Origin of the sequence: Nonomuraea sp. NPDC049646 (genome assembly GCF_044465525.1) — a bacterium.
Lineage (GTDB): Bacteria > Actinomycetota > Actinomycetes > Streptosporangiales > Streptosporangiaceae > Nonomuraea.
On the sequence record NZ_JBITLU010000019.1, the window covers coordinates 163,838 to 184,956 of the forward strand.

General features: G+C 68.2%; 35 protein-coding genes. 34 read left to right on the plus strand and 1 reads right to left on the minus strand.

Annotated features, from left to right (window positions below):
• Positions 1 to 10: 10 nt before the first annotated feature.
• The 27 genes from ACIBQ8_RS41790 (at position 11) to ACIBQ8_RS41920 (ending at position 17,810) form a co-directional block, all read left to right on the plus strand.
• Positions 11 to 481, plus strand: coding sequence for a hypothetical protein (locus ACIBQ8_RS41790; RefSeq protein ID WP_397194813.1), 471 nt, complete (start codon positions 11 to 13; stop codon positions 479 to 481).
• Entirely contained in the window at positions 478 to 921 is a 444-nt protein-coding gene (locus ACIBQ8_RS41795; RefSeq protein ID WP_397194814.1) for a WhiB family transcriptional regulator, read from the plus strand. Before ACIBQ8_RS41790 ends, ACIBQ8_RS41795 begins: the two co-directional genes overlap by 4 nt.
• Positions 918 to 1,172 carry a hypothetical protein gene (locus ACIBQ8_RS41800; protein ID WP_397194815.1) on the plus strand — a complete coding sequence of 85 codons (255 nt, stop codon included), beginning with the start codon at positions 918 to 920 and terminating at the stop codon, positions 1,170 to 1,172. Before ACIBQ8_RS41795 ends, ACIBQ8_RS41800 begins: the two co-directional genes overlap by 4 nt.
• Complete coding sequence (locus ACIBQ8_RS41805; protein ID WP_397194816.1) at positions 1,169 to 2,281, plus strand: hypothetical protein; 1,113 nt, start codon at positions 1,169 to 1,171, stop codon at positions 2,279 to 2,281. Before ACIBQ8_RS41800 ends, ACIBQ8_RS41805 begins: the two co-directional genes overlap by 4 nt.
• On the plus strand, positions 2,278 to 3,135 hold the full coding sequence (locus tag ACIBQ8_RS41810; protein ID WP_397194817.1) for a DUF2493 domain-containing protein: 858 nt from the start codon (positions 2,278 to 2,280) through the stop codon (positions 3,133 to 3,135). Before ACIBQ8_RS41805 ends, ACIBQ8_RS41810 begins: the two co-directional genes overlap by 4 nt.
• Positions 3,128 to 4,423, plus strand: coding sequence for a DNA cytosine methyltransferase (locus ACIBQ8_RS41815; protein ID WP_397194818.1), 1,296 nt, complete (start codon positions 3,128 to 3,130; stop codon positions 4,421 to 4,423). Before ACIBQ8_RS41810 ends, ACIBQ8_RS41815 begins: the two co-directional genes overlap by 8 nt.
• Entirely contained in the window at positions 4,416 to 4,703 is a 288-nt protein-coding gene (locus ACIBQ8_RS41820) for a MerR family transcriptional regulator (RefSeq protein WP_397194819.1), read from the plus strand. The genes ACIBQ8_RS41815 and ACIBQ8_RS41820 overlap by 8 nt, the downstream gene beginning before the upstream one ends.
• Positions 4,700 to 5,980 carry a DNA-methyltransferase gene (locus ACIBQ8_RS41825; RefSeq protein ID WP_397194820.1) on the plus strand — a complete coding sequence of 427 codons (1,281 nt, stop codon included), beginning with the start codon at positions 4,700 to 4,702 and terminating at the stop codon, positions 5,978 to 5,980. The genes ACIBQ8_RS41820 and ACIBQ8_RS41825 overlap by 4 nt, the downstream gene beginning before the upstream one ends.
• 279 nt (positions 5,981 to 6,259) lie before the next feature.
• Entirely contained in the window at positions 6,260 to 9,199 is a 2,940-nt protein-coding gene (locus ACIBQ8_RS41830; protein ID WP_397194821.1) for a YfjI family protein, read from the plus strand.
• A 505-nt stretch (positions 9,200 to 9,704) separates the two neighbouring features.
• Positions 9,705 to 10,199 carry a hypothetical protein gene (locus tag ACIBQ8_RS41835; protein WP_397194822.1) on the plus strand — a complete coding sequence of 165 codons (495 nt, stop codon included), beginning with the start codon at positions 9,705 to 9,707 and terminating at the stop codon, positions 10,197 to 10,199.
• Complete coding sequence (locus tag ACIBQ8_RS41840; protein ID WP_397194823.1) at positions 10,196 to 11,017, plus strand: GIY-YIG nuclease family protein; 822 nt, start codon at positions 10,196 to 10,198, stop codon at positions 11,015 to 11,017. The genes ACIBQ8_RS41835 and ACIBQ8_RS41840 overlap by 4 nt, the downstream gene beginning before the upstream one ends.
• Positions 11,014 to 11,709 (plus strand): hypothetical protein, encoded by a 696-nt coding sequence (locus tag ACIBQ8_RS41845; RefSeq protein ID WP_397194824.1) that lies wholly within the window; start codon positions 11,014 to 11,016, stop codon positions 11,707 to 11,709. The genes ACIBQ8_RS41840 and ACIBQ8_RS41845 overlap by 4 nt, the downstream gene beginning before the upstream one ends.
• The gene (locus ACIBQ8_RS41850) at positions 11,706 to 12,044 is read left to right on the plus strand and encodes a hypothetical protein (protein ID WP_397194825.1); all 339 of its coding nucleotides are present in this window, start codon (positions 11,706 to 11,708) and stop codon (positions 12,042 to 12,044) included. Before ACIBQ8_RS41845 ends, ACIBQ8_RS41850 begins: the two co-directional genes overlap by 4 nt.
• A complete protein-coding gene (locus ACIBQ8_RS41855; RefSeq protein WP_397194826.1) occupies positions 12,041 to 12,355 on the plus strand; it encodes a hypothetical protein in 315 nt (104 codons plus the stop codon). The genes ACIBQ8_RS41850 and ACIBQ8_RS41855 overlap by 4 nt, the downstream gene beginning before the upstream one ends.
• The gene (locus tag ACIBQ8_RS41860) at positions 12,352 to 12,522 is read left to right on the plus strand and encodes a hypothetical protein (RefSeq protein ID WP_397194827.1); all 171 of its coding nucleotides are present in this window, start codon (positions 12,352 to 12,354) and stop codon (positions 12,520 to 12,522) included. Before ACIBQ8_RS41855 ends, ACIBQ8_RS41860 begins: the two co-directional genes overlap by 4 nt.
• Positions 12,519 to 12,818 carry a PadR family transcriptional regulator gene (locus ACIBQ8_RS41865; protein WP_397194828.1) on the plus strand — a complete coding sequence of 100 codons (300 nt, stop codon included), beginning with the start codon at positions 12,519 to 12,521 and terminating at the stop codon, positions 12,816 to 12,818. The genes ACIBQ8_RS41860 and ACIBQ8_RS41865 overlap by 4 nt, the downstream gene beginning before the upstream one ends.
• A 229-nt stretch (positions 12,819 to 13,047) precedes the next feature.
• Complete coding sequence (locus ACIBQ8_RS41870) at positions 13,048 to 13,281, plus strand: DUF6354 family protein (protein WP_397194829.1); 234 nt, start codon at positions 13,048 to 13,050, stop codon at positions 13,279 to 13,281.
• Positions 13,274 to 13,600, plus strand: a complete 327-nt coding sequence (locus ACIBQ8_RS41875) for a hypothetical protein (protein WP_397194830.1) — start codon at positions 13,274 to 13,276, stop codon at positions 13,598 to 13,600. Before ACIBQ8_RS41870 ends, ACIBQ8_RS41875 begins: the two co-directional genes overlap by 8 nt.
• Positions 13,597 to 13,788, plus strand: coding sequence for a hypothetical protein (locus ACIBQ8_RS41880; RefSeq protein ID WP_397194831.1), 192 nt, complete (start codon positions 13,597 to 13,599; stop codon positions 13,786 to 13,788). The genes ACIBQ8_RS41875 and ACIBQ8_RS41880 overlap by 4 nt, the downstream gene beginning before the upstream one ends.
• Positions 13,785 to 14,807, plus strand: coding sequence for a hypothetical protein (locus ACIBQ8_RS41885; protein WP_397194832.1), 1,023 nt, complete (start codon positions 13,785 to 13,787; stop codon positions 14,805 to 14,807). Before ACIBQ8_RS41880 ends, ACIBQ8_RS41885 begins: the two co-directional genes overlap by 4 nt.
• Positions 14,800 to 15,579 (plus strand): hypothetical protein, encoded by a 780-nt coding sequence (locus ACIBQ8_RS41890; protein WP_397194833.1) that lies wholly within the window; start codon positions 14,800 to 14,802, stop codon positions 15,577 to 15,579. Before ACIBQ8_RS41885 ends, ACIBQ8_RS41890 begins: the two co-directional genes overlap by 8 nt.
• Positions 15,572 to 15,823: a hypothetical protein gene (locus ACIBQ8_RS41895; RefSeq protein ID WP_397194834.1), complete on the plus strand. Its 252-nt coding sequence runs from the start codon at positions 15,572 to 15,574 to the stop codon at positions 15,821 to 15,823. The genes ACIBQ8_RS41890 and ACIBQ8_RS41895 overlap by 8 nt, the downstream gene beginning before the upstream one ends.
• Positions 15,820 to 15,975, plus strand: a complete 156-nt coding sequence (locus ACIBQ8_RS41900; protein ID WP_397194835.1) for a hypothetical protein — start codon at positions 15,820 to 15,822, stop codon at positions 15,973 to 15,975. Before ACIBQ8_RS41895 ends, ACIBQ8_RS41900 begins: the two co-directional genes overlap by 4 nt.
• A gap of 104 nt (positions 15,976 to 16,079) precedes the next feature.
• A complete protein-coding gene (locus ACIBQ8_RS41905; RefSeq protein ID WP_397194836.1) occupies positions 16,080 to 16,643 on the plus strand; it encodes an HNH endonuclease signature motif containing protein in 564 nt (187 codons plus the stop codon).
• Entirely contained in the window at positions 16,640 to 17,443 is an 804-nt protein-coding gene (locus ACIBQ8_RS41910; protein ID WP_397194837.1) for a hypothetical protein, read from the plus strand. The genes ACIBQ8_RS41905 and ACIBQ8_RS41910 overlap by 4 nt, the downstream gene beginning before the upstream one ends.
• Entirely contained in the window at positions 17,440 to 17,637 is a 198-nt protein-coding gene (locus tag ACIBQ8_RS41915; RefSeq protein ID WP_397194838.1) for a hypothetical protein, read from the plus strand. Before ACIBQ8_RS41910 ends, ACIBQ8_RS41915 begins: the two co-directional genes overlap by 4 nt.
• Positions 17,634 to 17,810, plus strand: a complete 177-nt coding sequence (locus ACIBQ8_RS41920; RefSeq protein WP_397194839.1) for a hypothetical protein — start codon at positions 17,634 to 17,636, stop codon at positions 17,808 to 17,810. The genes ACIBQ8_RS41915 and ACIBQ8_RS41920 overlap by 4 nt, the downstream gene beginning before the upstream one ends.
• A 7-nt stretch (positions 17,811 to 17,817) precedes the next feature.
• Here the strand turns inward: ACIBQ8_RS41920 and ACIBQ8_RS41925 are convergent, their stop codons facing one another.
• Positions 17,818 to 18,150: a hypothetical protein gene (locus tag ACIBQ8_RS41925; RefSeq protein ID WP_397194840.1), complete on the minus strand. Its 333-nt coding sequence runs from the start codon at positions 18,148 to 18,150 to the stop codon at positions 17,818 to 17,820.
• 136 nt (positions 18,151 to 18,286) lie between these two features.
• Here ACIBQ8_RS41925 and ACIBQ8_RS41930 point away from each other — a divergent pair, with 136 nt between their 5' ends.
• From ACIBQ8_RS41930 to ACIBQ8_RS41960, 7 genes are all read left to right on the plus strand, one after another.
• Positions 18,287 to 18,475 carry a hypothetical protein gene (locus ACIBQ8_RS41930; protein ID WP_397194841.1) on the plus strand — a complete coding sequence of 63 codons (189 nt, stop codon included), beginning with the start codon at positions 18,287 to 18,289 and terminating at the stop codon, positions 18,473 to 18,475.
• A gap of 73 nt (positions 18,476 to 18,548) precedes the next feature.
• Entirely contained in the window at positions 18,549 to 18,830 is a 282-nt protein-coding gene (locus ACIBQ8_RS41935; RefSeq protein WP_397194842.1) for a hypothetical protein, read from the plus strand.
• A gap of 367 nt (positions 18,831 to 19,197) precedes the next feature.
• Positions 19,198 to 19,386 carry a hypothetical protein gene (locus ACIBQ8_RS41940; protein ID WP_397194843.1) on the plus strand — a complete coding sequence of 63 codons (189 nt, stop codon included), beginning with the start codon at positions 19,198 to 19,200 and terminating at the stop codon, positions 19,384 to 19,386.
• Positions 19,387 to 19,413: 27 nt separating this feature from the next.
• Positions 19,414 to 19,908 carry a hypothetical protein gene (locus ACIBQ8_RS41945; protein ID WP_397194844.1) on the plus strand — a complete coding sequence of 165 codons (495 nt, stop codon included), beginning with the start codon at positions 19,414 to 19,416 and terminating at the stop codon, positions 19,906 to 19,908.
• A 78-nt stretch (positions 19,909 to 19,986) separates the two neighbouring features.
• A complete protein-coding gene (locus ACIBQ8_RS41950) occupies positions 19,987 to 20,190 on the plus strand; it encodes a hypothetical protein (RefSeq protein ID WP_397194845.1) in 204 nt (67 codons plus the stop codon).
• A 4-nt stretch (positions 20,191 to 20,194) separates the two neighbouring features.
• Positions 20,195 to 20,575, plus strand: a complete 381-nt coding sequence (locus tag ACIBQ8_RS41955) for a hypothetical protein (protein ID WP_397194846.1) — start codon at positions 20,195 to 20,197, stop codon at positions 20,573 to 20,575.
• Complete coding sequence (locus tag ACIBQ8_RS41960) at positions 20,568 to 21,038, plus strand: hypothetical protein (protein ID WP_397194847.1); 471 nt, start codon at positions 20,568 to 20,570, stop codon at positions 21,036 to 21,038. Before ACIBQ8_RS41955 ends, ACIBQ8_RS41960 begins: the two co-directional genes overlap by 8 nt.
• The last annotated feature ends 81 nt before the right edge of the window (positions 21,039 to 21,119 follow it).

Genomic DNA, 21,119 nt, shown 5'->3' on the forward strand with positions numbered 1-21,119 from the left:
GAGGTGTGCGATGAACCGCCCGAAAGCCCGAGGCACCGCAGCAGAAACCGCCGTCGTCCGAGCCATCCGCCCCCTCGGCTTCCCCCACGCCGAACGCCGCGCCCTCGCCGGCACCCACGACCTCGGCGACATCGTCGGCACCCCCGGCATCTGCTGGGAAGTCAAGGGAGGCGACGCCGCCCGCCTCGCCTCCGACGGCCAAATCGCCGCCTGGATGGTCGAGACCGAGACCGAGCGGATCAACTCGCGCGCCGACGTCGGCATCCTCGTCGTCCAGCGCAAGGGCGTCGGCGCTGCCAACGCGCACCGCTGGTGGGCACACCTGCCCCTGCGTCAGGTGGCGGAGCTGGCGAACGGCCACGCTCTCACCGACGCCTACACCGCTGATCTCCCCGTTCGAATGCTGCTCGGAGACCTCTGCACGCTGCTGCGCGACGCCGGCTACGGGCAGCCGCTCCAGACCGAGGCGGTCGCATCATGACCGCCACCGCCACCCGCCAGACAGAACTTGCGCCGCGGATCCTCGCCCGCATCCACACCGCCCTCCTCCTCCGCGGCGAGCAGTACACCGACGAAATCATCGCCATCCGGCTCGGCGTCTCCCGCCGCACCGTCGAACGCGACTTCGCCCTCGCCCGCAAACACAACATCCGCCCAACGCGCCAGACCGCACGCTGGGAGAGCCGCGCCGCCTGCAAAAACGTCGACCCCGACACGTTCTTCCTGGCCTGGTACCACACCCACCGGCCCGACGTGCAAGCAGCCAAAGCGATCTGCGCCAGCTGCCCCGTCCTCGACCAGTGCCGCGACTACGCGCTCATCCACCCGCGGTGGACGTCCGACGGCATCTGGGCCGGCATGACCCCCTCCGAACGCCGCAAGGCCACCGGCAGCTACCGCTACGAGAGGAGAGCAGCGTGAACAGCAGCATGACCGAGGCCGCGGCCCACGCCGGCTGGCGCGAATGGATGTCGTGGATCCGCCCCTGGTACGTCGGCGCCGTCCAGCCCCACAGCGGGCTCATCGAAGGCCACATGTACCCGGACTGCGACCGCCTCGCCCGCCAAACCTCCACCCCGCAAGAGGGCGCCGGCTGGCTCAACCCCTCCGAGGGACCCGTCTGCGCCTCCTGCAAGACCCGCCGCGCCGCCAGAGAGGAGCAGCCCGCATGAAAATCTCTGTCGAACCCGCCCGGTTCGCCGACCTCATCACCCAAGCCGGCCGGCACACCTCCGGGCCGATCGACCCCATCCTCGCCGGGCTCCTCCTCGAAGCCGACGGCGACCAGCTGACCGTGTCGGCGTACAACCGCGACACCTCCTACCGCGGCCACATGCCCGCCGACATCGCCGAACCCGGCCGCGTCCTGCTACCCGGCCGCGTCCTCGCCGACGCCGCCAAATCCCTCGCCAAGCGCCGCGACATGCTCCAGCTCGCCGCCACCCCTGCTGAAACCACCATCACCTGCGGCGCCGCCATCATGACCATCCGCGCCATGCCCGCCGACGACTTCCCCACCCTGCCCCAACCCGCCACGACAGTCGGCGAGGTCGACGGGGAAGACCTGCGCGACGCCGTCACCCAAGTCGCCCCCGCCTGCAAACCCGAGAAGCCGGTGAAGCCGGAGCACGCCGTCGTGCGGCTCGACATCGACGGCGTCGAGATCACATGGGTCGGCGCCGACAACTACCGGATGGCCACCCGCGTCACCCCGTGGAACTCGGCGGTCCCCGACACCCGACTGGCCGCCCACGTGCCCGTGAGAGCGTTCCGCGACGTCGCCAAGGACTTCAAGGGACCGGTCACGGTCGGCATCGACACCAACCTCGTCTCCCTCGCCAGCGCCAACCACACGGTGACGATCGGCCAATACCAGGTCGAGGAGTACACCAACTACAAGCCGCGCCTCGCCGCCCCACTCCCCACCACCGCCACCGTCGACACCGAAGCCCTACTCGAGGCCGTGAAGCGCGTCGTGCTGTTCGCCGACGGCCAGGACGTCACCCTCGGCATCACCCCTGACGCGATCGGCGTCCACGCCGGCGACATCTCACTCATCGGCCGCGGCACCGACACCATCGCCTGCACCCTCGACGGCGACCCCATGACACTCCGCTTCCAGCCCCCGTTCCTCCTCGACGGCCTCGAAGGCATCAACACCGAACAGACGGTGATCGGCATGTCGGCGCCCGGCCGCTACATCACCCTCACCAGCACCGACCAGGCGTTCAAGTATCTGGTCGTGCCGCTCAAGCCGCGCATCGCCCAGGCGGCAGCATGACCAGGCCGATCCCGCCGTCGCTCGACGAACTCGCCGAACACTGCACCCGATGCGAACACCAGAACGGCGTCCACACCGACACCGGCACCGGACGCTGGGGCTGGGCCATCTACGACGACGTATTCATGAACGCGTCCGGCGCCTGCTCCCACCCCGGCTGCACCTGCCAAAGCCGCACCAGCGACCCCGCCGCCGCACCCGCACCGCAGGCAACATTCACGCCGCCCGCACCGCTCCCGGCGCAGCCGTGCGCGTTCTTCGCCTTCGGAGACAAGACCCGCTGCGGCGTCGAGCCTGCCCGCCTTTTCGCCAACGGCTGGCGATGCTCGAGCCACACCCCGGCCGCCCTCGCAGGCGTTGAGGAGGCGGGAGAAGGAGCCTGCGCGCCAACCCGCCATTACTGCACATCCGAGACCCGGTGCGCCACGTGGGCGTGGCAGCAGCAGCCGTGGCGGCTCCTGTGCACCGGCGGACGCGACCGCACCGACAAGCCGCGCATCTGGGCCGCCCTCGACGACGTCCACCGCATCCACCCCATCCTCACCGTCGTCCACGGCGCCTGCTACCCGAAACCCGAGCACGGCACCCGGCCGGACAGGTCCGCCGACTGGCTCATCCACCAGTGGTGCCAGCACGCCGGCGTCAAAGAGGAAACGCACCCCGCCGACTGGAGAAAGCACGGCAAAGCAGCCGGAATCATCCAGAACTCCTACCTCGTCCAACTCGGCGCAAGCGAAATGCTCGCCTTCCCCGGCGCCGGGGGCGGCACCTACGACTGCATGCGGAAAGCAGCCGCCGCCGGCATCCCCCTCCGCCCCATCCGACCCCACCAGCCGGCGGTCGCCCATGGATGACATCACCGTCGGCGGGCTCTGCTCCGGCACCGGCATCCTCGAACACACCATCGCCGAACAGGTCGGAGGCAGGGTCGCCTGGCACGCCCAGCACGAACCCGCCGACAAGAACGGCCGCGAAGACAAATGGCAGTTCGCGGCTCGCATCCTGCACCACCACTGGCCGCACATCCCCAACCTCGGAGACCTCACCACCATCGACTGGGACCAGGTCGAGAAGGTCGAGTGGGTCGTCGCGGGCTGGCCCTGCACCGACGTGTCCCTCGCCGGCCTCGGCCTCGGCATCGCCGAAGGCACCCGCTCCGGCATCTGGCGGCATGTCGCCGCCTGCATCCGCGCGCAGCGCGCCATGCGCCGCCCTGGCGAACCCGGCCCGTACATCTTCCTGGAGAACGTGAGGGGGCTCCTCAGTGCCCGAGCCGACAGCGACCTGGAATTCTGCCCGCGATGCATGGGAGACCGAGCAAACCAACCTGCACTGCGAGCACTTGGCCGTGTACTCGGAGACCTGGCCAACCTCGGGTTCGATGCGGAATGGGTCGGTCTACCCGCGTCCCGCCCTGACATCGGAGCCTGCCATGAACGGTGGCGGGAGTTCATCCTCGCCTGGCCTGCTGCCGACACCGGCGGCCCGCGACTGGAAATCGGGCCAATCGAACCTCATGGATCGCAATGCGAGACCGCTGAACGAGGCCATCATCAATCTGTTGCCGACGCCGCGAACGACGGACACGAACGTAGCCGGGACGCACGGGGACGGCGGGATGGATCTGCGGACGGCGATCACCCTGCTGCCGACACCGACCGCGACAAGGTACGGGAACAACCAGTCGGCCAGTCCCGGCGCAGCGGTCAGGCCGGGGTTCGACTCGATCGACCAACTGCTTCCGACGCCGACGGTGGCCAACTCTCGCGGCACCCGCAACGCCACCTCCGGCCGGAAGACCGGGTCGAAACATCATGCGGGGACGACGCTGAGCGACGTGTTCTGGACTGGGGAGACTACGCCCCAGCGGTCCGCCGCTGGGAAGAAGCGCTCGGCCGGCCCGCGCCCCGACCAACCCAGCCTGGACGATCCGGACGCGACCAACTGGCGCCCCGATTCTCCGAATGGATGATGGGCCTCCCCGAAGGCCACGTCACCGCCATCCCCCGCCCCGAAGGCATGAGTCTCCCCGGCTACCGCAACGCCCAGCTCAAAGTCATCGGCGGAGGAGTCGTCCCCCAACAAGCCGCCTACGCGTTCCGTGTGCTGATGCAGCGCGCCCAGGAGGCCCTCGATGCCTGACCTCACCCTCCAAGAGGTCCTCGACCGCGGCCTCACCCAACGCCAGCTCAACCAGTGGGTCGACGAGAAATACCTCCACCCCCTGGCCCGCGGACGCGGCCGGCCACGCGAATGGCCCGCGCAAGAGCTCGAAGCCGCCGACCTGATGCGGCGCCTCCTCGACGCCGGCCTCACCCTCTACGCCGCCGCCATCGCCGCCCGCGGACACCTCGCCGGACACCCCACCCAGCTCGCACCCGGCATCACCCTCACCATCGACAACGCGGAGGCATCGAGGTGACCGTCACCATCGTGCGCGGCGACGCCCGCCACCTGCCCCTCCCCGACAACAGCGTCGATCTCATCTGCACGAGCCCGCCGTACTACGGGCTCCGCGACTACCGCGACGGCGACCAGAGCCTCGCCGGCCAGATCGGCGCCGAACCCACCCCACGGGAATACCTCGAAGCGCTCTGGAAGTGCACACGCGAATGGATGCGCGTCCTCAAGCCCGCGGGCTCCCTGTGGATCAACCTCGGAGACAAGTATTCGCAGCGCGCCGGGCAGTTTGGGCCTCAGGGTCAGACCGGTCAGCGAGCAACCCGGGCACAGGCCGCCACCTACGTGGACGTTCCCGCTCGACGTGACCTGAACTACGGAATCGCCGCCAAAAGCCTGATTGGGCTGCCGTGGCGGTACGCGCTCGGCTGCATCGACGATCTCGGGCTGATCCTGCGCGCCGAGGTGATCTGGGACAAGCCGAATGGTCTACCCGAATCCGTCACCGACCGAGTGAGGCGCAGCCACGAACACTGGTTCCACTTCACATCGAGGCCTCACTACTACTCCGCGGTCGACGAGATCCGCGAACCGCACAAGGACATTTCGGTGCGCCGCGCCATGCCGCATCGCGCCCATCCCGGCCGCAGGGACGGTGAGGTCTATGGCCTCGAACACGGGCAGACGCTGCGCCTGGACCAGATGAACCATCCCCTCGGCGCGCTACCGGGCAGCGTGTGGGAGATCGCCGCCCAACCGCTCAAAGTCCCCGACCACCTCGGTGTCGACCACTTCGCCGCGTTCCCGATGGAGTTCCCGCGCCGCATCATCCGAGGCTGGTCACCGTCCGCCATCTGCGCCGCCTGCGGTGAAGGCCGTCGGCCGCTGACGGCGCGGGCGGTCGTTGATGGCCACGACTGGGCACAGTCGCAGCAGTTCGACCGAATCGGTCAGAGCACGCCCAATCGGCGGGCGCCATCCGCTCTCGGCTACAGGGCCGAGGAGCGGGCAACCCGCATCACTGGCTATGCCTGCGCCTGCCCCGCCCCTGACGCCACCTCGAGGCCTGCAGTCGTGCTCGACCCGTTCGGCGGCACCGGCACCACCGCGCTCATCGCCGACCTGTACGGCCGGCACGGCATCAGCGTGGACCGGTCCGCGGACTACTGCCGCATCGCCCAGTGGCGCACCACCGACCCAGGCGAACGCGCCCGAGGCCTCGAGCAGCCCAAGCCGAAGCCGACACCTCGCGAGCGGGAAGACCAGGACCCGCTCTTCGGCGACGAGGTGTCGGCGTGAACGGCGGCGACCATGACATGGACCAGCCGCTGCAGCACCTGCCGCCGCCCAGCCGCGCTCATCATCACCGGGCGGATACCAGGCCGCACCTGCTACAGCGCCCTGTCCTGCGACCACTGCGCAGACCGGCACCGCCACCTCGCCGCCAAAGCCGGGCCCGTCACCGAAGAGCCGCTCGAAGACCGGGCCCAAGACCCGCTCTTCTAACACTCCGCTGCTGAACCCGCCCCGCGAATGACCTCCCGCCCGAGCACCACCCGAACCATCCAGGGGGACCCGTTGACCTCCGAGCAGGAACCACCAGCAGCCGACCTCGACGAGGCGCGGCGCTGGCTCGCCACGCTCCACGGCGACGCCCCCGGCCTCATCAACATCGTCTCCACCGGCAACTGGTCCGGCCAAACCTTCACCACCGACCACGCCGGCCTCGACGCCGCCGTCGCATACATCGCCCGGCTCGACAAGCAGAAGCGAGCCGGTATCTACGCCCGCGCCACCACCCTGCGAACCCCGCCGCGGGCCGGCAAACGAGGTGAGGCACCCGACTCTCTCGCCTTCCCCGGGTTCTGGGCCGACATCGACGTCGCAGGGCCCGGCCACAAGTACACGGTCTGCGCAAACGACTGCACCGAACGGCACACGCACAGGAAGCTGCCGCTGCCACCCACCCCGGAGGACGGACGACGCATCCTCGAGGCTGCAGGGCTCCCCGAGCCCACCATGTGGGTGCAGTCCGGAGGGGGCTGGTACCCGTGGCATCTGCTCGACGAGCCTGTCACCATCACTCCCGCCAACTATGACGACATTGACACCCTGTCCAAGCGCTGGCAGCTCATCATCGAAGCCGGCGCCCACCAACTCGGATGGGCATACGGCACCGGCGTCGGCGACCTCGCCCGCGTCCTACGCATCCCCGGCACCATCAACCGCAAAGCCGACCTCGAGCGGCGATGCCGAATCATCGAAGCCTCCGGCATCACCTACAGCCTCGATGAACTCGCCACCGTCCTCTACTCGATCGACCTGCCCGACCCCGAACCCGCCGCCTACAAGGTGCCGCCCGCTAGGTCACGCGCCACCTCCTTCGCCCCGGGGACTGTCGGGCCGTTCGACGCGCTCGGCGAAGTATGTGAATGGTCAGACCTGTTCGAGCCGTACGGCTTCAACTACGTCAGGTCAGAGCGTGACAACGCCGAACTGTGGAAATACTCCGGGTCCTCCGCCGAATCCGAGTACTCGGTCCGAGCGTTCGCGCACACCTGCGTCAACTTCTCCGAAACCGCGCCGCTCCCGGTCGGCGCCGGCCACCGGCTCACCCACGGCAAAGTGTTCGCACACTGGTACCACAGGGACAACCACAGCGCTGCGGGCAAAGACCTAGTCCTCGCCGCCGCGGGCAACCCAGATGCTTCCCCTGCAGCAGCTGGTCTGCGCCCGGCCATCCTTGACCACATCCGGTCCCGGTGCGGCGTCCGGCCGTGGACGCCCAACACGCCGCCGCCCGCCGAAGACGCGCCCTGGCCCGACCAGCCCACCGACGCAACCGAGGAACCGGTGCCAGCCGCAGCCAACACGGCCACACCTGCCGCCCAGACAGGCGATGTCGACGTCCGCAAGGCGATGGCTCACGCCAACGACCAAGCCATCTGGGAAGGCGTCTACAGCAGCGTTGACGATATCCACGCCGCCACCTGGACCATCCCTGGCAGCGACGACCAGCCGGCCATCCTGCCGGCGTTCCCGCTCCACACCCTGCCCGGCGACACCGGCAAATTCGTATCCGCGGTCGCCACCTACACCCAAACGCCGCCCGAGATCGCCGCGTTCGCCGTCATCGGCGCACTCTCTGTCGTCGTCGGCTCCCACGCCACCATCACCGGCCAATGGACCGAAGAAACCCTCGCCCTCTTCATCGCCACCATCGCCGACAGCGGCGACGGCAAATCCCGAGCGTTCAAGGCAGTCAACAAGCCCGTCTACCGGCTCGAGTCCAGCCTGCGGGCCGCATGGGACGGCATATACAAGGAGAACGCCGAGCAACTCGAGATCGCGCAACTCACGCGCGAAAAGCTGATCAAAGACCTTGCCGTCGCGGCACCGGACAAGCGCGGCAAGCTGCAGGACCAGCTCGACGCACTCAAGGACACCATCCGGGAGTTGACAGGGCCGCCGCGCCCCCAACTGCTCGCCGGCGACATCCTGCCCGAAGCGCTCGCCCGGCGTATTCACGAAGTCGGCGGTCACATCGGAATCGTCTCCGCCGAGGGCACCTTCCTGGGCAACATCTGCGGCCGATACAACAACGGCAAGCCGAACCTCGAATTCGTTCTGCAAGCCTGGGACGCCTCCGAACCCTGGAGGCCCGAACGAATCAGCCGCGAGAGCTTCGAGCTCGAGCGGCCCAGCCTCGCCCTGTCGCTGTCCGTGCAGCCCGTCGTCATTGCCGACGCCATCGACTCCAAGGCCGTCACCGACAAGGGGCTTCTCAACCGGTTCCTCCTCGCCAGGCCCGTGTCGCTGGCCGGAAGCCGCGACCAGAAGCCACCCCACATCCCGCCCCACCTGGCCGAAGCGTGGAACGCCAGCGTGCACCGCGCCTTCTACTCGGTTCGCCCTGACGGCAGCACGTTCGACGACGAAGGCGTGCCTCTGCCGCCAGTACCGATGCAGGTCAGCGAAGACGGCGAGGATCTGATCCTTGCCTGGCGAGAGCGGCAAGAGCGGCGGCTCGACCCTGACAGCGGTGACCTCGTCGCGGTGAAGGGCTGGATGTCGAGAGCCGCCGGCAACGCCTACCGGCTCGCTGCGCTCTTGCATCTCGCGGCTGGCCATCCGCCGCAGATGCCTGTCAGTGGCAGCACGATGGCCGACGCGCTCACCATCATCGACTACTGCATCCCGCATGCCATCGCGATTCTCGGCGGTTCTCAGGAGCGTCAGGTGGCAGGGCGGCCCGCGTGGATGCAGGCGGCCTCGGGCCATGTCCTGGAGTGGATCCGCAAGAAGGGCATGGCGACGTTCACGGCGAATCAGATGTCGCAGGGGTTGAAGAGCCGGTCGTGGGCGAAGGAGCACGGCGCTCCGGGGGCGCAGGCGGTGTTGATGATGCTGGCCCGGCAGGGCTGGCTCGCGACGGCGGTGCGGAAGGACGCGGCCGGGCGGCGGACGGCTGATCCGATGTTCGTGGCGCATCCGGAGCTGCTTGGGGGGCTGGGATGAGCGGTCACGGCCTGCGTTGGTGCGTTGAGGTCGTTCGGGGAGACGTTCAGGATGTCGAGGTTGACGTTCAGGACATCCAGGATGTGTTCAGGATGTCCAGGATTTCGCGTCCTGGATACTGTGACCTGCGGAAACGGCGACGTTCAGGATATCCAGGATGTTCAGGATGCCCTGCATCTCTGAATCGGGGCGACGACGCCCCCACGAAACCCCGAATGTCACGGTGCGTGATGTCCTGGACGTGGTCCGGGACATCCTGGATGTGGTCTGAAACATCCTGGATGTCGCAGCGTGCGGCTGCAATTGGGGACATCCAGGTAGAAGAAACCCTACAAGATCATTATTACTGTCTGTATATATATCCTGTCCTGCATCCACAGGCAGTCACTGAGTCTCGAATTCTCAGATCCTCCACATCCTGGATGTCCTGGATGTCCTGGATGACTACAAGCCGTGACGAAAACCGGCACCCGCGATCCCCCATCCCCTCCTGCAGGAGCCCCAGATGATGGCCCGCCGGCGTACAACCCTGCTCGAAGCACAGCCAGCCCTCTTCGACGACGACGCACCCCAGCCGCCGACCCTCGAGATGCGCATCACGCGGCTCGAACACAAGGGGCACCCGCGGCCTCCCCGCCGCGACAAGGAATGGAACGAACTCGTCCCATGCGCACCCGAATGCCTCGCCTGCGGAGCCCCCGAACCCCCCGAAGACGCACCCGCTTGGCCGCTCTGCCCCTCAACTGGCGGACGCTGCGCCACCGTCTGCGCCCACACCGCCGACGCCTACCGCGCCGACCTCTGCCTCATCACCACCCACGTTCACGCCGAACTGGTGACGCTCCCCGAGACCGGGCGCACCGTAGCCGTCGTCGCCTGCCCCTACTGCGAGCACCGGCACGCCCACGGCCCCACACCCGGCCGCCACTACCGCACCAGCAAATGCCGCACCGGACGCAAGCCCTACATCGTCACCACCAACCCGGAGGCCACGCCGTGACCAGCAGCCCCCGCCCCCTCGACGATCAACCCACCAGCCTCTACCGCTTCTACGACGCCAACCAACTCCTGCTCTACATCGGCATCACCAACTGCCTACCGCGCCGCTTCGAACAGCACGAGGACAGGAAGCCATGGTTCAGGCACGTAGCCCACGTCACCGTCGAGCATCACGCTGACCGAGACGCAGCCCTCCACGCAGAAAAGATCGCCATCCAGCAGGAACGGCCGCAACACAACATCAAGCACAACCTGGCCAGCAGACGCCCTCATGCCGGATCGCGAACACAACCGGCCGAAGGCGGACGATGGCACTTCCAAAGCCGCCGCTCCGGACACTCATTCAACGCGGACCTGGTGCTCTACCCAGAACTCGACTGCTCCGCCATGGTCGACAGCTACTACGACTACGACGGCGACGAGCAACTCGACGCCTACGTTCGATATCTGCAACGCCACTACCCCCACTGGCTGGAGACGGACGCCGTACCAATCGTCTGGTCGGTCCACTCAGGCTGGCGCGGCATCTTCGAAAGCGCCCCCTTCCAGGACCACGAACGAGCCTACGGCGACGCCGAAACCGCAGCCGTGTATCGACGGCTCGGAGACTTCCTGACTCACTTCACCTGGCCATTCGATCCACGAACCGGCGAACACCTCGACTGGTATCGACTCCCCGTGGTCAACGACCGCTTCCCCGACTTCGCCGCAGCCCTGGGTTGGACCCCATCCCCACTCCAGCCGAACGCGCCCCTTCGCAGCATCATGGCGAGCCGCCGGGCGATCCAACTCGCCAGATTCTCCAGGGCGGCGTCGTGACCGACCTCATGAGCAAAGACGACCTGATGAGACAGGCTGGCGCTGTCCGCTGTGAGGGGCACGGCCGGTGGGAGTGCTCGAAGCAGTCGAAGCGCACTCAGTCCCGCTGCCACGCGTTGGCGATCCGCGGGACGAACGCGTGTAAGACGCACGGGGGCCAGCGCCGCGAGGTGCTGAAGGCGAAGGGCGCCGCCCTGTCCGTCTGGCGTGCGGTTCCCGGTCGGCAGGACGTCACCCCCTCCGAGGCTGTGATGGGGATGCTGCAGTTGAGTTGGGCGCGGGCGGGCTTCTACGCGTCGCTGCTGCAACGCCAGGTCGAGGACGCCCAGGAGGAGGGCGGCGGCCGCGGCCTGGGCGATGACCCGGAACTGGGGCCGGGCGCGGGCCTGATCGGGCACACCCGCTCCGCGTCGCCGTCCGTCGGCGTGTATGTGTCGGGCGAGGCCGCGCGCGGGCTGACGAAGCTGGAGGCGGACGAGCGCGACCGGACCGTCCGGTACGCGAAGGTCGCGCACGATATGGGCATCGCCGACCGCGAGATCCGCCTCGCCGAGGCCCAGGGCGCCCTGATCGCCGGCGCGATCAGCCGGATCCTCGACGCACTGGAGTTGTCGCCGTCGCAGCAGGCTCGGGTGTCGACGGTGGTGCCGCGGGAGTTGCTGGCCATCGCCGGAGAGGCAGGCCAGCCGTGACCCCGACCGCAGAGCCGCTGTACGTGTTCGACGCCTACCATCCGAGCAGCCGCCGCTTCTACGCCGCCGACATGCACCCGCGGATGCTCGCGTGGATGCGAGAGCAGGGATTGAGCCCGGCCGCGGTGTGGCGGTTCGAGGTTCACCTCGTGGATTGCCCGTCGGTGCGGGTGTGGGAGTACCTGCTCGACGGGGACGAGGTGCCGTACTGCGGGATCGAGCACCCGCACCGACCCCGATCGTGCGTGCTGGCAGAGCGGGAGCCGTACACGGTTGTCGCTTCGAGCCTGCCGCCGATCCTCGACAACTCCACACCGAACGGAGGTCTGACGTGACGCCCAACACCAGCAAGTGCGTTCTCCGCTACGAGGTGCCGATCGACGGCCGCCCGCACACCTTCGAGCTCGCCTACGGTCCGCACAAGGTCGCGGCCAAGCGCATCGGCGCCGCTCACGTGGGCGTGACCCACCGCGTGGAGTTCTGGGCCGAGCACGAAGACGGCGTCGCGGTGGCCGAGCGGACGTTCCAGGTGTTCGGCACGGGCCAGCCGGTCCCGGCGTCGGCGCGGCTGGTCGGCACCACCGAACGCCTGGACGGCCTCGTCTGGCACCTCTTCCAGGTGTTTCCCGCCGAGGAGGAGTCGTGATCGCGGCGGGTGTGATCCTCGCCGCCATCCCCATTGTGTGCATCGTTGCGATGACGGTGCGTGATCTGGGGTGGCGGGAAGCCGCTACGGCGTGGGGCTTCGCGCTGCTGGTAACAGCCATGATCGTGGGCGGTTTGCTGCTGGTCGAGGCGGGGGTGGAGTCGTGACCCCGGTTGCCCGTCTCACCCGCCCGACCGCGCTGGTGCTCGCATACCTCGCCGTCCGTACCGGCGAGGTGTACGGCGGTCAGGTCGCCGAGGCGACGCGTCTGTCCGCGCCTGCGGTGTATGCGATGCTGCGCCGGCTCGAGCGTGGCGGCTGGCTGACGGCGCGCTGGGAGCGCGCCGACCCGGAGGTGTTGGGCCGTCCTGCTCGCCGGTATTACCGGGTGACGGAGCGGGGCCATGCGGGGATCGCCAGGCTCTCCGATCAGATAGCGCATCTGGCAGGAGGACGGCGATGATCCATTTCCTTCATTGCTGGGTTGGGATCGAACGCATCGGCAACGTGGTCACGTACGAGTGCGCGATCTGCCTGAAGACGAAGGTCCGTGTGCGCAGCCCTGTACGCGATTCTCCCGCCCCCGGCACCCGCAAGCACTGACCGCGCCCTGAAAGTCCGCCAGATTCGATTACAGCGGCACAGAGAAGCATCCTGAGTCATGCTGTGCCGCACAGAACAAGCGAGGAACCGTGAACGAACCCTCCGTCCGGGTCGGCCAGGTTTGGGCCGACAACGACAAACGCTCCGAAGGGCGCCGTATCCGCGTCCTCGAAGTCGACGCCACCCACGCCACCGTCACACCAGTCGATGTTCGCGGCATGGTCGACAGCCGGACACAGCAGCGCCGGACCCGTATTCGCCTCGACCGTTTCCGGCCGACATCGACCGGCTACCGGCTCGTGCAGGAGGCACCCGATGCGTGACCTTCCCCGAACCAACATCACCCTCCGCACGACCGCCACCCAGCTCGGCGTCACCGTCCACGAGCCGTACCGGGTCGGCCTCGGCAGGGACCTCGACCGGCTCGCCAACCGGATTCTCGTCGGCCGCGACTGGCGAGGCGTCCGCTGCACCCTCAAGGACATGGCCGCATCCGCCCGCCGCCGCTCCTGGTGGGGGCTCTGGCAGTGCGAAGGATCCCTCGGGTTACGGGCGCGGCGCGGGTGGACGGCGCGCAAGGCGGAGGAGCGGATGCTCCGCGACGAAATCCATGCAGCACTCACCGGACGGTGGACACGATGACGATGATCAAGCGTTGCGACGGCTGCCAGACTGAGATCACCCCGCTCGACGAAGCCGTTCGCCTCCAACGCGACACCGACGGAATCCTCTACACCCACCAACTGCCAGGCGACGACCACCCGCTCCACTGGTGCCGCGACTGCGCCCTTTTCGCCATCACCGCGCTCGCTGAGCGAGGCGCGGCATGAACTATCCCAACCTGAACCGGCCTGACCTGATGGCGCTGGTCGGGCAGCGCGTCACTGTAGCCCCCAGGTACGGCGAGTCTTCGACGGGGAAGCTTGTCGCCCTCACCGATCAGCCGTCGCTGATCCTCGACCTTGACGACGGCCATCGCATGGTGTTCCCGCAATACCGGTGCAAGGTGACCTCCGCCAGCGACACCCCGCCCGAACCGCCTTCCTTCGCCACCCCACAGCCGGTCCCGGCGGTTCTCACCTTCCCTGGCCAGGCACCTCTCCACATCACCGCGCGCCTCGGCGTTGATTCGGCTCATGCCGACGGCACGAAGCCCGAAGAGTGGTGGGCGGACCTCAACTTCCATCCCTTCGGCCCGCCCCCGCGCGACGCTGAATGCACCCTCGACCTCGGCGGGACGATCGGCCAAGGCCGCATCCTGGCGGGTTCAACCCGCATGGTCGGCCACGGTTTGCCGCCCACAATCCGCCGCGCTGGCGACCCGCTCCCTACGCCGGAGATCGCAGACTGGGAGCGCGGGCTCCTAGACCAGGGGGCGCGCGCCACGGTAGACCCCGGCGAGCCCGGTCCCGTCTACACCTGGCCGAACGTCCCGCCCACCGCCGACATCGTGACCGGCGCCCGCGTCCACGGCCTCCTCGACCGGCTTGCCGAGACCATGTTCAACAGCATCGACCGCCTCGAACACCACATCGACCAGCGCGCCCAGGAGCGCGCCCAGCCGCTCATCGCCCAAGCGCGCGAGGCCGCGCTTACCGAGATCGAGAGCTCTCGGCACGAGCTGCAGCTCGCCGACGACCTCAACGACGAACTCCGTCGCCAGCTCAAGGCGCTCGATCGGGAGAACCAGATCGCCCGGCAGGGACGGGACGCCGCGAACGCCGCCGTCGCCCGCGTCCGCGCCCTCCACAGCGAAATCCCGCACAAGCGCGGCTCCTGCTACTGCGCCAACCCGTACCCGTGCCCGACCATCCGCGCCCTCGACGGAGAGGAACCCGACCGTGTCTGATCAGCGCTGCCCTGACTGCCATGTGCAGCCCGGCCGCCCGCACGACCTCGGTTGTGACGTGGCCCGCTGCCCGGCCTGCGGTATTCAACTCATCCAGTGCGAGGCCCACGGCGGCGACAGGACTCTGGACGGACTCGCGGTCTGGGCGGTCGCCGCCCCGGCTGTGGCTGACGACTACCGGCAGCGCTGCCACACCGCCGCCCAACGAGCAGCCCTCGCCAACACCGACGGCGTGACTTCGACCAGTCATCTGGCGTGGATCTCCTCGCTCGTGGACGCCGTCCTGGCCGTGCGCGACCAGGACATGGAGACGCTGCGCTCCGAGAACGAGGACCTCCGCAAGCGGGTCCACGAGGCCGAAGCCGACGCACGCCACCTGCGTACGGAACTCCTCGTCCTCAAGCCCGAGCTCGCCCGGCTCCGCGAGAACGCCAACCGTCCCGGCTGCGTCGGCTGCATGGAGCGCGAGCACCAGCGTGAGCTCTGGGCCGAGAGGTCACGCCAGAACGGCATCAGCTACGAGCAGGCCAAGCAGCGCTGGTACGAGGCGAAGGACCGAGCTGAGGACGCGAAGCAGGAGGTCGCCTGCACCGAGGCTGTCATCGAAGACCTCACCAAGCTCGTCCGCGACCTCACCGATCCCGGCCTGTGCGAGGACTTCGACCACCACGGCCACTGCCAGACCCACGGCTGGCTCCAAGACGGCGAATGCCCGCACGCCCGCGCACGCGACATCCTCACCGCCCAGGAGGCAGGTGAGAGACGTGAGTGACGCGATCGCATGGACCTACGCCACCGCCTCCGGCTGGGTCAAGCTCGGGGCCATCATCGATGATGGGCTGGCCTGGCCCGACAACATCCCGGTCACCATGTTCATCACGAACGGCGACGGCCTGGCGCTCGTCCTAACGTGCCCGAGCAAGCCGATCGGGTGGCGGGCGTGGCGAGAGCTGCTCTGGGAGACGCATCCGAGCGCGTCGCGGGTGAAGCGCGAGTACCACCGGCGGCGCCGATGAAGCGCCGCCACACCCCGCGCGGCATCCAGATCCAGATGGAGCACGGCGAAACCTTGAGCCAGCGGATCGCCTGCATCCTGGCGATCATCGACGCCCGGCGCTGGAACGGCGCTGCCCGCGTGAAGTCCGAGTACCACAGGCGGCACCGGTGATCGAAAAGCCTGAAATGCGCACCTTGACCTGGGACAATGGTAAAAGCAAACCCCGGCGACGGCGGCAACCGTCCCGGGGCGTGGCCGACCACCAAGGAGTCGACATGGCCAAGCGTACGTGCACCGTGCCCGAATGCGAACGAGAGACCTTCTGCAGGGGATGGTGCCAGCCTCACTATCGGCGGTGGCTGCATCACGGCGACGTCCAAGCACACATCCCCATCAAGAACATCGATCTGGGGCTCTCGCTCGGCGAGCGTTTCTGGCGCAAGGTCAGCAAGGACGGTCCCCTGGGATGTTGGCTCTGGACGGCGTCGCTCGATGGCAAAGGCTACGGGCAGTTCATCATCATGCGGGCCGATCGCGGTTACCCCCAGCGAGCTCACCGGATCGCATGGGAGCTCCTTCGAGGCCCAATCCCTGACGATCTCGTGGTCGATCACCGATGCCGTAACCGCACCTGCGTGAACCCGGATCACCTGGAGCTCGTGACGAACGAGGAAAACATCGCGCGCGGGCTGTGGACGCCGGTCATCAACACCCGAAAGACGCACTGCACGCGCGGGCATCCGTTCGACGAGGACAACACATACCGGCCGCCGGGCCGCCCGCACGTGCGGCAGTGCCGGACGTGCCAGAAGAATCGCGACAAGGGGAGGCTCCGATGACCATGCCGGAGAACAGTTGTCCGGGGCCGTGCAATTCGCAGGCTCGGCGGCTGCACGACGCCTACGACCAGGCGATCGACCGACACGACTACGAGATGCTCCTCCACCTCGACGCCCTGGAACGCCACCAGCACGCCATTGCCACCTGGCGGGCCCCGCTCATCTACCCGGCCGAGCCCACGCCGCCGGCCCGGCCCGAACCGCCCACCATCCCCGTCCCCGTCGGTGACCCGGTCTGGTGCAGCAACTGCCCGAAGAAGATCCGCAACGCCCTCTACCGGATCAACGAACTCGCCCCCGTCATCTACGCCGACATCACAGGCCACCGCGGCGCCGCCCCCACCGGCCCCAACGGGAGAAGAACGCCCGACTCGAAGACAGTGATCGAACGGCTCGACGAGATGTACGGGGACCTCTCCGCCATCGCCAACTTCTGGAAGGAGTACCGCCGCCACCCCGTCCGGCCGTCCCTGAACCGCGGCGCCGACGCCCGCCAGTTGGTGATCGCGTACCTGCTTGAACAGCTCGACCACATCGTCCTGCACCCAGGCAGCGTGGACTTTGGGCTGAACGTGCTGCTGTGGGAGAAGCGGCTGACGGCGATGGCGAAGGCTGACCCTGTCGCGCGTCATTCGCCGATCGCGTGCCCGCGGTGCCGGGAGCCGAAGGTGTACCGCGGCGATGACGGCTACTACACCTGCAAGTCCTGCGGCCGGCTGCTCAACCAGGAAGAGCACGACCGGCACTTCGCCGCCCAGGCAGAGGAACACGAGCGCGAGCGGCAGGAGGTCAGAGCATGAGCGACCTGACGTCGTGGGTCTGGGTGTCGCTGCCGTGGGCGACGTTCGCGATCGTCACCCGCGGCGGCCTGGTCGTGGATGCGGCGCCGATCGCCCGCTGGACGGTCGGCAAGCCGGAGCGGCAGGTCGCTGACCATTTCAGACGCAAGGGAGCCCAGTTCGCGCGGCTCCCCAACGAGGAGGTTCGAGCATGACGGTTACTACGAGCGCTGTCGCGCACGCCGGCGATGAGAAGCAGGGGATGACGCTCGACGAGTTGGCTGTCTTCGTCGAGAGGGCGCTCCGCTACGACGTCCCCGGCGACACCGTCCTGCGCGTCCGTGTGAACCTCAGGGGCGGGATTAAGCGGATCGAGACACGGACGTGAGCGGGCCCTACTCGCCGGCGGGAGCCTCCGCTGGCGTGTCACTCGCGGCGTCGCGGGCGGCCTTTGCCCATCGGCCGGTCGGTCCTCCCTGGAGGATTTGACGGATGCGGCTGAAGTGGAGGGGCTTGTCGGGAGGGCCGGCGAGTTCGCCGATCTGGGCGAGGGTGAGCCCTTGAGCCTTCAGTTCCTTGGCGGTGGTCTGGCGTAGCTGTGCGACCTCGGCGTTGAACTCCTTGACGGCTTCGAGGGCTTCAGTGGCCAGGCGGATGCGCTTGGCGGGGTCTTCGACGGCGGCGAGGTCGTCGATCATCTTTCGGAACACGGCGGTCGGCCTCCTCATGAGGGGGAGTCTAGAGGTGCCCTCTCAAACAATCTTCGTTAACGAGAAACCGATTAGAGGTTACCTCTTGCATCGATCTATAGGTTACCTCTAACGTTGAAGCATCAGCAAGGGACGAGACGCCAGGGAGAACGAGATGCAGGTTCTGGCCAAGGGAAGCCGAGTCGAGTACCACGACCCCGCGTACGGGCAGGGCACCATCCTCCGCTCCCGCATCGACGGCAAGGGCGAGGACGCCGAGGCCGAGTACCTGATCCGGTGGGACAACGACCCCGACGAGGAGGGCCCCACCTGGTCCTGGTGGATGGAGATCGTCCCCGCCTAGCAGACCTCCGGGCCCCGAGGAGGGGCCCACCTCAACCCCCTGACTCGATCTTGAACACTCCGAGGAGGACGCGATGACGCTCACCGAGACCGCCGCCGCCCGCGACGAGCAGCCCGTGGACGAGCTGACGACCATGCTCAACGACAACCCCGACGCCGGCCCCGAGGTGGCCGACCACCTGCGCGGCCTCGCCCAGAGCGTGGCGCTCGTCCTGTGCGCCATCGCCGAGAAGGGCGGACCCGCCGCCGGGCCGGCTGACGCCGCCTGGGACGCCCTCCAGCCGCTCTTCCCGCTGCTGGCCGAGCTCGGTGAGGCGATGACCGACGACGCCTACCGGCGCGCCATCGCCGCCTGACCATCCCGGGCCCCTCGGGGCCCACCCCCTCTCCCTGACCAAGACCCGCCCCCGCCCCGGACGTAGGAGCCGATATGGCCCGCGAATTGATCGACAAGGACGAGTTCGACGCCCTGACGGACCTCTACCTCTCACACCCCGAGAACTGCCCCTGTCAGACCTGCAGGCGCGTGGACGAACTGATTAACAAGATGTGCATCGAGGCGGGGTGTCGCAACGAGAGTGCACCGGGCCTGTGGGGCTGCCAGGACCACCCCCACCACGCGCCTCGCTGACCTTCTTCCGGTCCCGGTCTCTACCGACCGGAACCACCCCCTCCCGTCCGGGAGCCGCTTTCCCGCCCACCCCTGACCCCACGGAGAACGACATGAGCGACCTCCCCACCTTCGAGCAGATGCGCCGCAACGCCCACCGCCTGCTGGGCGACGCCCAGGACGAACTGCGCTCCGACTGGGCATCCGGCACAGGCCCCACCGACAAGCAGGCAGCCGCCGCCGCTGAGGCCCGCAAGCACATCGCAGCGGCGAAGGCCGCGCTGGACCGCGCCGCCCGCTGACCCCTAACCCCCTGAACGGAGACCGACATGGGCTCATCCCCGAGCGCCTTCCTCGCCTACGGCTACGACCTCGGAAGCGGCGAGAGCTGGAAGTTCCGCGAGACCGACGAGTACGGCTACCTCGACCCCTCGAAGGTCGCCTGGTACGACGACGGCGAGGACGCGGACGGGTTCGTAGAGCAGGCGGAACGTCGCCTCCTCGCGGAGATCGCAGGCTTCACCGAAACGTGGGAGACCTGGTCAGGCGAGGGCAACTTCTTCACCGCAGAGAGTGCAGCTAAGGAGCGCCTCGGCGTCAAATTCGACACCTACAGCTACCACGAGTACCCGATGTACGTCCTCGCCGCCAACGTGATCGAGGTAGGCGACGACCAGGCACTGATCGTCAACCCGAAGGACCTGACGCCCGATCTCGGTGAGGTCCTCAGGTGGAACAGCGCGCTGAGCGCGGCACTGGAAGCGCTCGGGATCACGCCCGAGCAGGAAACCCCGTCCTGGCTTCTCTGCGCCTACTACAGCTAGGCGATCCCTGCGCCCTCTCTCTGTGCTTGGACGCGGGAGAGGGCTACCACCAGACCCTCAACCGATCAAGGAGCCGACATGGCCCTCCAGCATGAGAACCACCACGAGGCTCGCGCCGCGCGGACCCGCGCCGCTGAGCTGATGGCAGCTCTGGGCCGCCACGGCGTCAAAGCCGAGCCGGACGGCTGCTACCTCCCGGTGGCGCTGGTACTGACCTTCGAAGAGGCGGACAAGGTGATCGGCCTGCTCACCGCCTCTCCGGACTCCCCACAGGAAGGCTGAGCCGATGCCGAAGATCGAAGCTCCCGCCGTCCAGGTCGGGCAGGTGTGGGCGTGCAACTCCGTCCGCGAGCAGGGCCGCTCCGTCGAGGTGATCGCTATCCGCGACGACTTCGCCGTCGTCAAGACGCTCACCGACTCTGAGGCTGTTCGCCGCGATCTGGACGCCAACGAACGCTGTCGGCTGGCGGGCTCCGAGGCGCTGCCGGTGCCGAACGCTCGCAGCCGGGTCGGCCAGGCTGGTCGGATCCGTCTGTCGCGGATGCGTCCCACCTTGAACGGCTACCGGCTGGCGGCGGACGCGGCGGTGGTGACGGATGACGCTCTCGCCGCGCTGTTCGCCTCGCCCGACGGCGCCGGCGTAGAGGAGGGGGACCGTGATGCCTGACCCCATCCCGGCAGAAGCCGTACAAGCCGCTCTCCGCGAGCACATGCGTCTCCGCAACGGCGACCCGATGTCCGGAAGCGAGGTCGAGGACGCGGCTCTCATCGCCTTAGACGCCCTCACCCGAGCGGGGATGGTCGTCGTCGCCGCGGAAGACCAGCAGGCGTTGTGGGAGCGCGCCGAGACCGCCGAACACATCCTGTCGCTGCTCACCGCCGAGACTCCTCCTGTCCCTGACGGGACAGACGACGACACTGCCCGGCGTGGCTGGGCTGAACGCACCGTAGACCAGTGGCGGAAGTACGCAGCTCATTGGCGTGCACACGCCGAAACCGCCGGACGCCGCCTCTCTGTGACGCGGAACCGCCTGGACGCTCTCATCGCTGCCGGGTTCGGCGCGACAACGGACACCCTCCGCGAACTGCGTGCCGTTCTCGACGCCACCGACAGCTCAGCGGATAACTGACATTATCCACTGAGTAGACGTAGCATCTCAGCGGATAATGTCGTCTCCGGGTGCCTCTAACCCGCCCCAAAACTCAGCGGA

Bases quoted from the DNA above. Each gene is read 5' to 3' on its own strand.
- ACIBQ8_RS41900 (WP_397194835.1), top strand. From the start codon at position 15,820: ATGAAGCGCCGCCACACCCCGCGCGGCATCCAGATCCAGATGGAGCAC.
- ACIBQ8_RS41880 (WP_397194831.1), top strand. From the start codon at position 13,597: ATGACGATGATCAAGCGTTGCGACGGCTGCCAGACTGAGATCACCCCG.
- ACIBQ8_RS41945 (WP_397194844.1), top strand. From the start codon at position 19,414: ATGGGCTCATCCCCGAGCGCCTTCCTCGCCTACGGCTACGACCTCGGA.
- ACIBQ8_RS41910 (WP_397194837.1), top strand. From the start codon at position 16,640: ATGACCATGCCGGAGAACAGTTGTCCGGGGCCGTGCAATTCGCAGGCT.
- ACIBQ8_RS41955 (WP_397194846.1), top strand. From the start codon at position 20,195: ATGCCGAAGATCGAAGCTCCCGCCGTCCAGGTCGGGCAGGTGTGGGCG.
- ACIBQ8_RS41950 (WP_397194845.1), top strand. From the start codon at position 19,987: ATGGCCCTCCAGCATGAGAACCACCACGAGGCTCGCGCCGCGCGGACC.
- ACIBQ8_RS41790 (WP_397194813.1), top strand. From the start codon at position 11: ATGAACCGCCCGAAAGCCCGAGGCACCGCAGCAGAAACCGCCGTCGTC.
- ACIBQ8_RS41920 (WP_397194839.1), top strand. From the start codon at position 17,634: ATGACGGTTACTACGAGCGCTGTCGCGCACGCCGGCGATGAGAAGCAG.
- ACIBQ8_RS41905 (WP_397194836.1), top strand. From the start codon at position 16,080: ATGGCCAAGCGTACGTGCACCGTGCCCGAATGCGAACGAGAGACCTTC.
- ACIBQ8_RS41815 (WP_397194818.1), top strand. From the start codon at position 3,128: ATGGATGACATCACCGTCGGCGGGCTCTGCTCCGGCACCGGCATCCTC.
- ACIBQ8_RS41810 (WP_397194817.1), top strand. From the start codon at position 2,278: ATGACCAGGCCGATCCCGCCGTCGCTCGACGAACTCGCCGAACACTGC.
- ACIBQ8_RS41885 (WP_397194832.1), top strand. From the start codon at position 13,785: ATGAACTATCCCAACCTGAACCGGCCTGACCTGATGGCGCTGGTCGGG.
- ACIBQ8_RS41805 (WP_397194816.1), top strand. From the start codon at position 1,169: ATGAAAATCTCTGTCGAACCCGCCCGGTTCGCCGACCTCATCACCCAA.
- ACIBQ8_RS41930 (WP_397194841.1), top strand. From the start codon at position 18,287: ATGCAGGTTCTGGCCAAGGGAAGCCGAGTCGAGTACCACGACCCCGCG.
- ACIBQ8_RS41915 (WP_397194838.1), top strand. From the start codon at position 17,440: ATGAGCGACCTGACGTCGTGGGTCTGGGTGTCGCTGCCGTGGGCGACG.
- ACIBQ8_RS41935 (WP_397194842.1), top strand. From the start codon at position 18,549: ATGACGCTCACCGAGACCGCCGCCGCCCGCGACGAGCAGCCCGTGGAC.
- ACIBQ8_RS41875 (WP_397194830.1), top strand. From the start codon at position 13,274: ATGCGTGACCTTCCCCGAACCAACATCACCCTCCGCACGACCGCCACC.
- ACIBQ8_RS41795 (WP_397194814.1), top strand. From the start codon at position 478: ATGACCGCCACCGCCACCCGCCAGACAGAACTTGCGCCGCGGATCCTC.
- ACIBQ8_RS41820 (WP_397194819.1), top strand. From the start codon at position 4,416: ATGCCTGACCTCACCCTCCAAGAGGTCCTCGACCGCGGCCTCACCCAA.
- ACIBQ8_RS41960 (WP_397194847.1), top strand. From the start codon at position 20,568: ATGCCTGACCCCATCCCGGCAGAAGCCGTACAAGCCGCTCTCCGCGAG.
- ACIBQ8_RS41940 (WP_397194843.1), top strand. From the start codon at position 19,198: ATGAGCGACCTCCCCACCTTCGAGCAGATGCGCCGCAACGCCCACCGC.
- ACIBQ8_RS41835 (WP_397194822.1), top strand. From the start codon at position 9,705: ATGATGGCCCGCCGGCGTACAACCCTGCTCGAAGCACAGCCAGCCCTC.
- ACIBQ8_RS41925 (WP_397194840.1), bottom strand. From the start codon at position 18,150: ATGAGGAGGCCGACCGCCGTGTTCCGAAAGATGATCGACGACCTCGCC.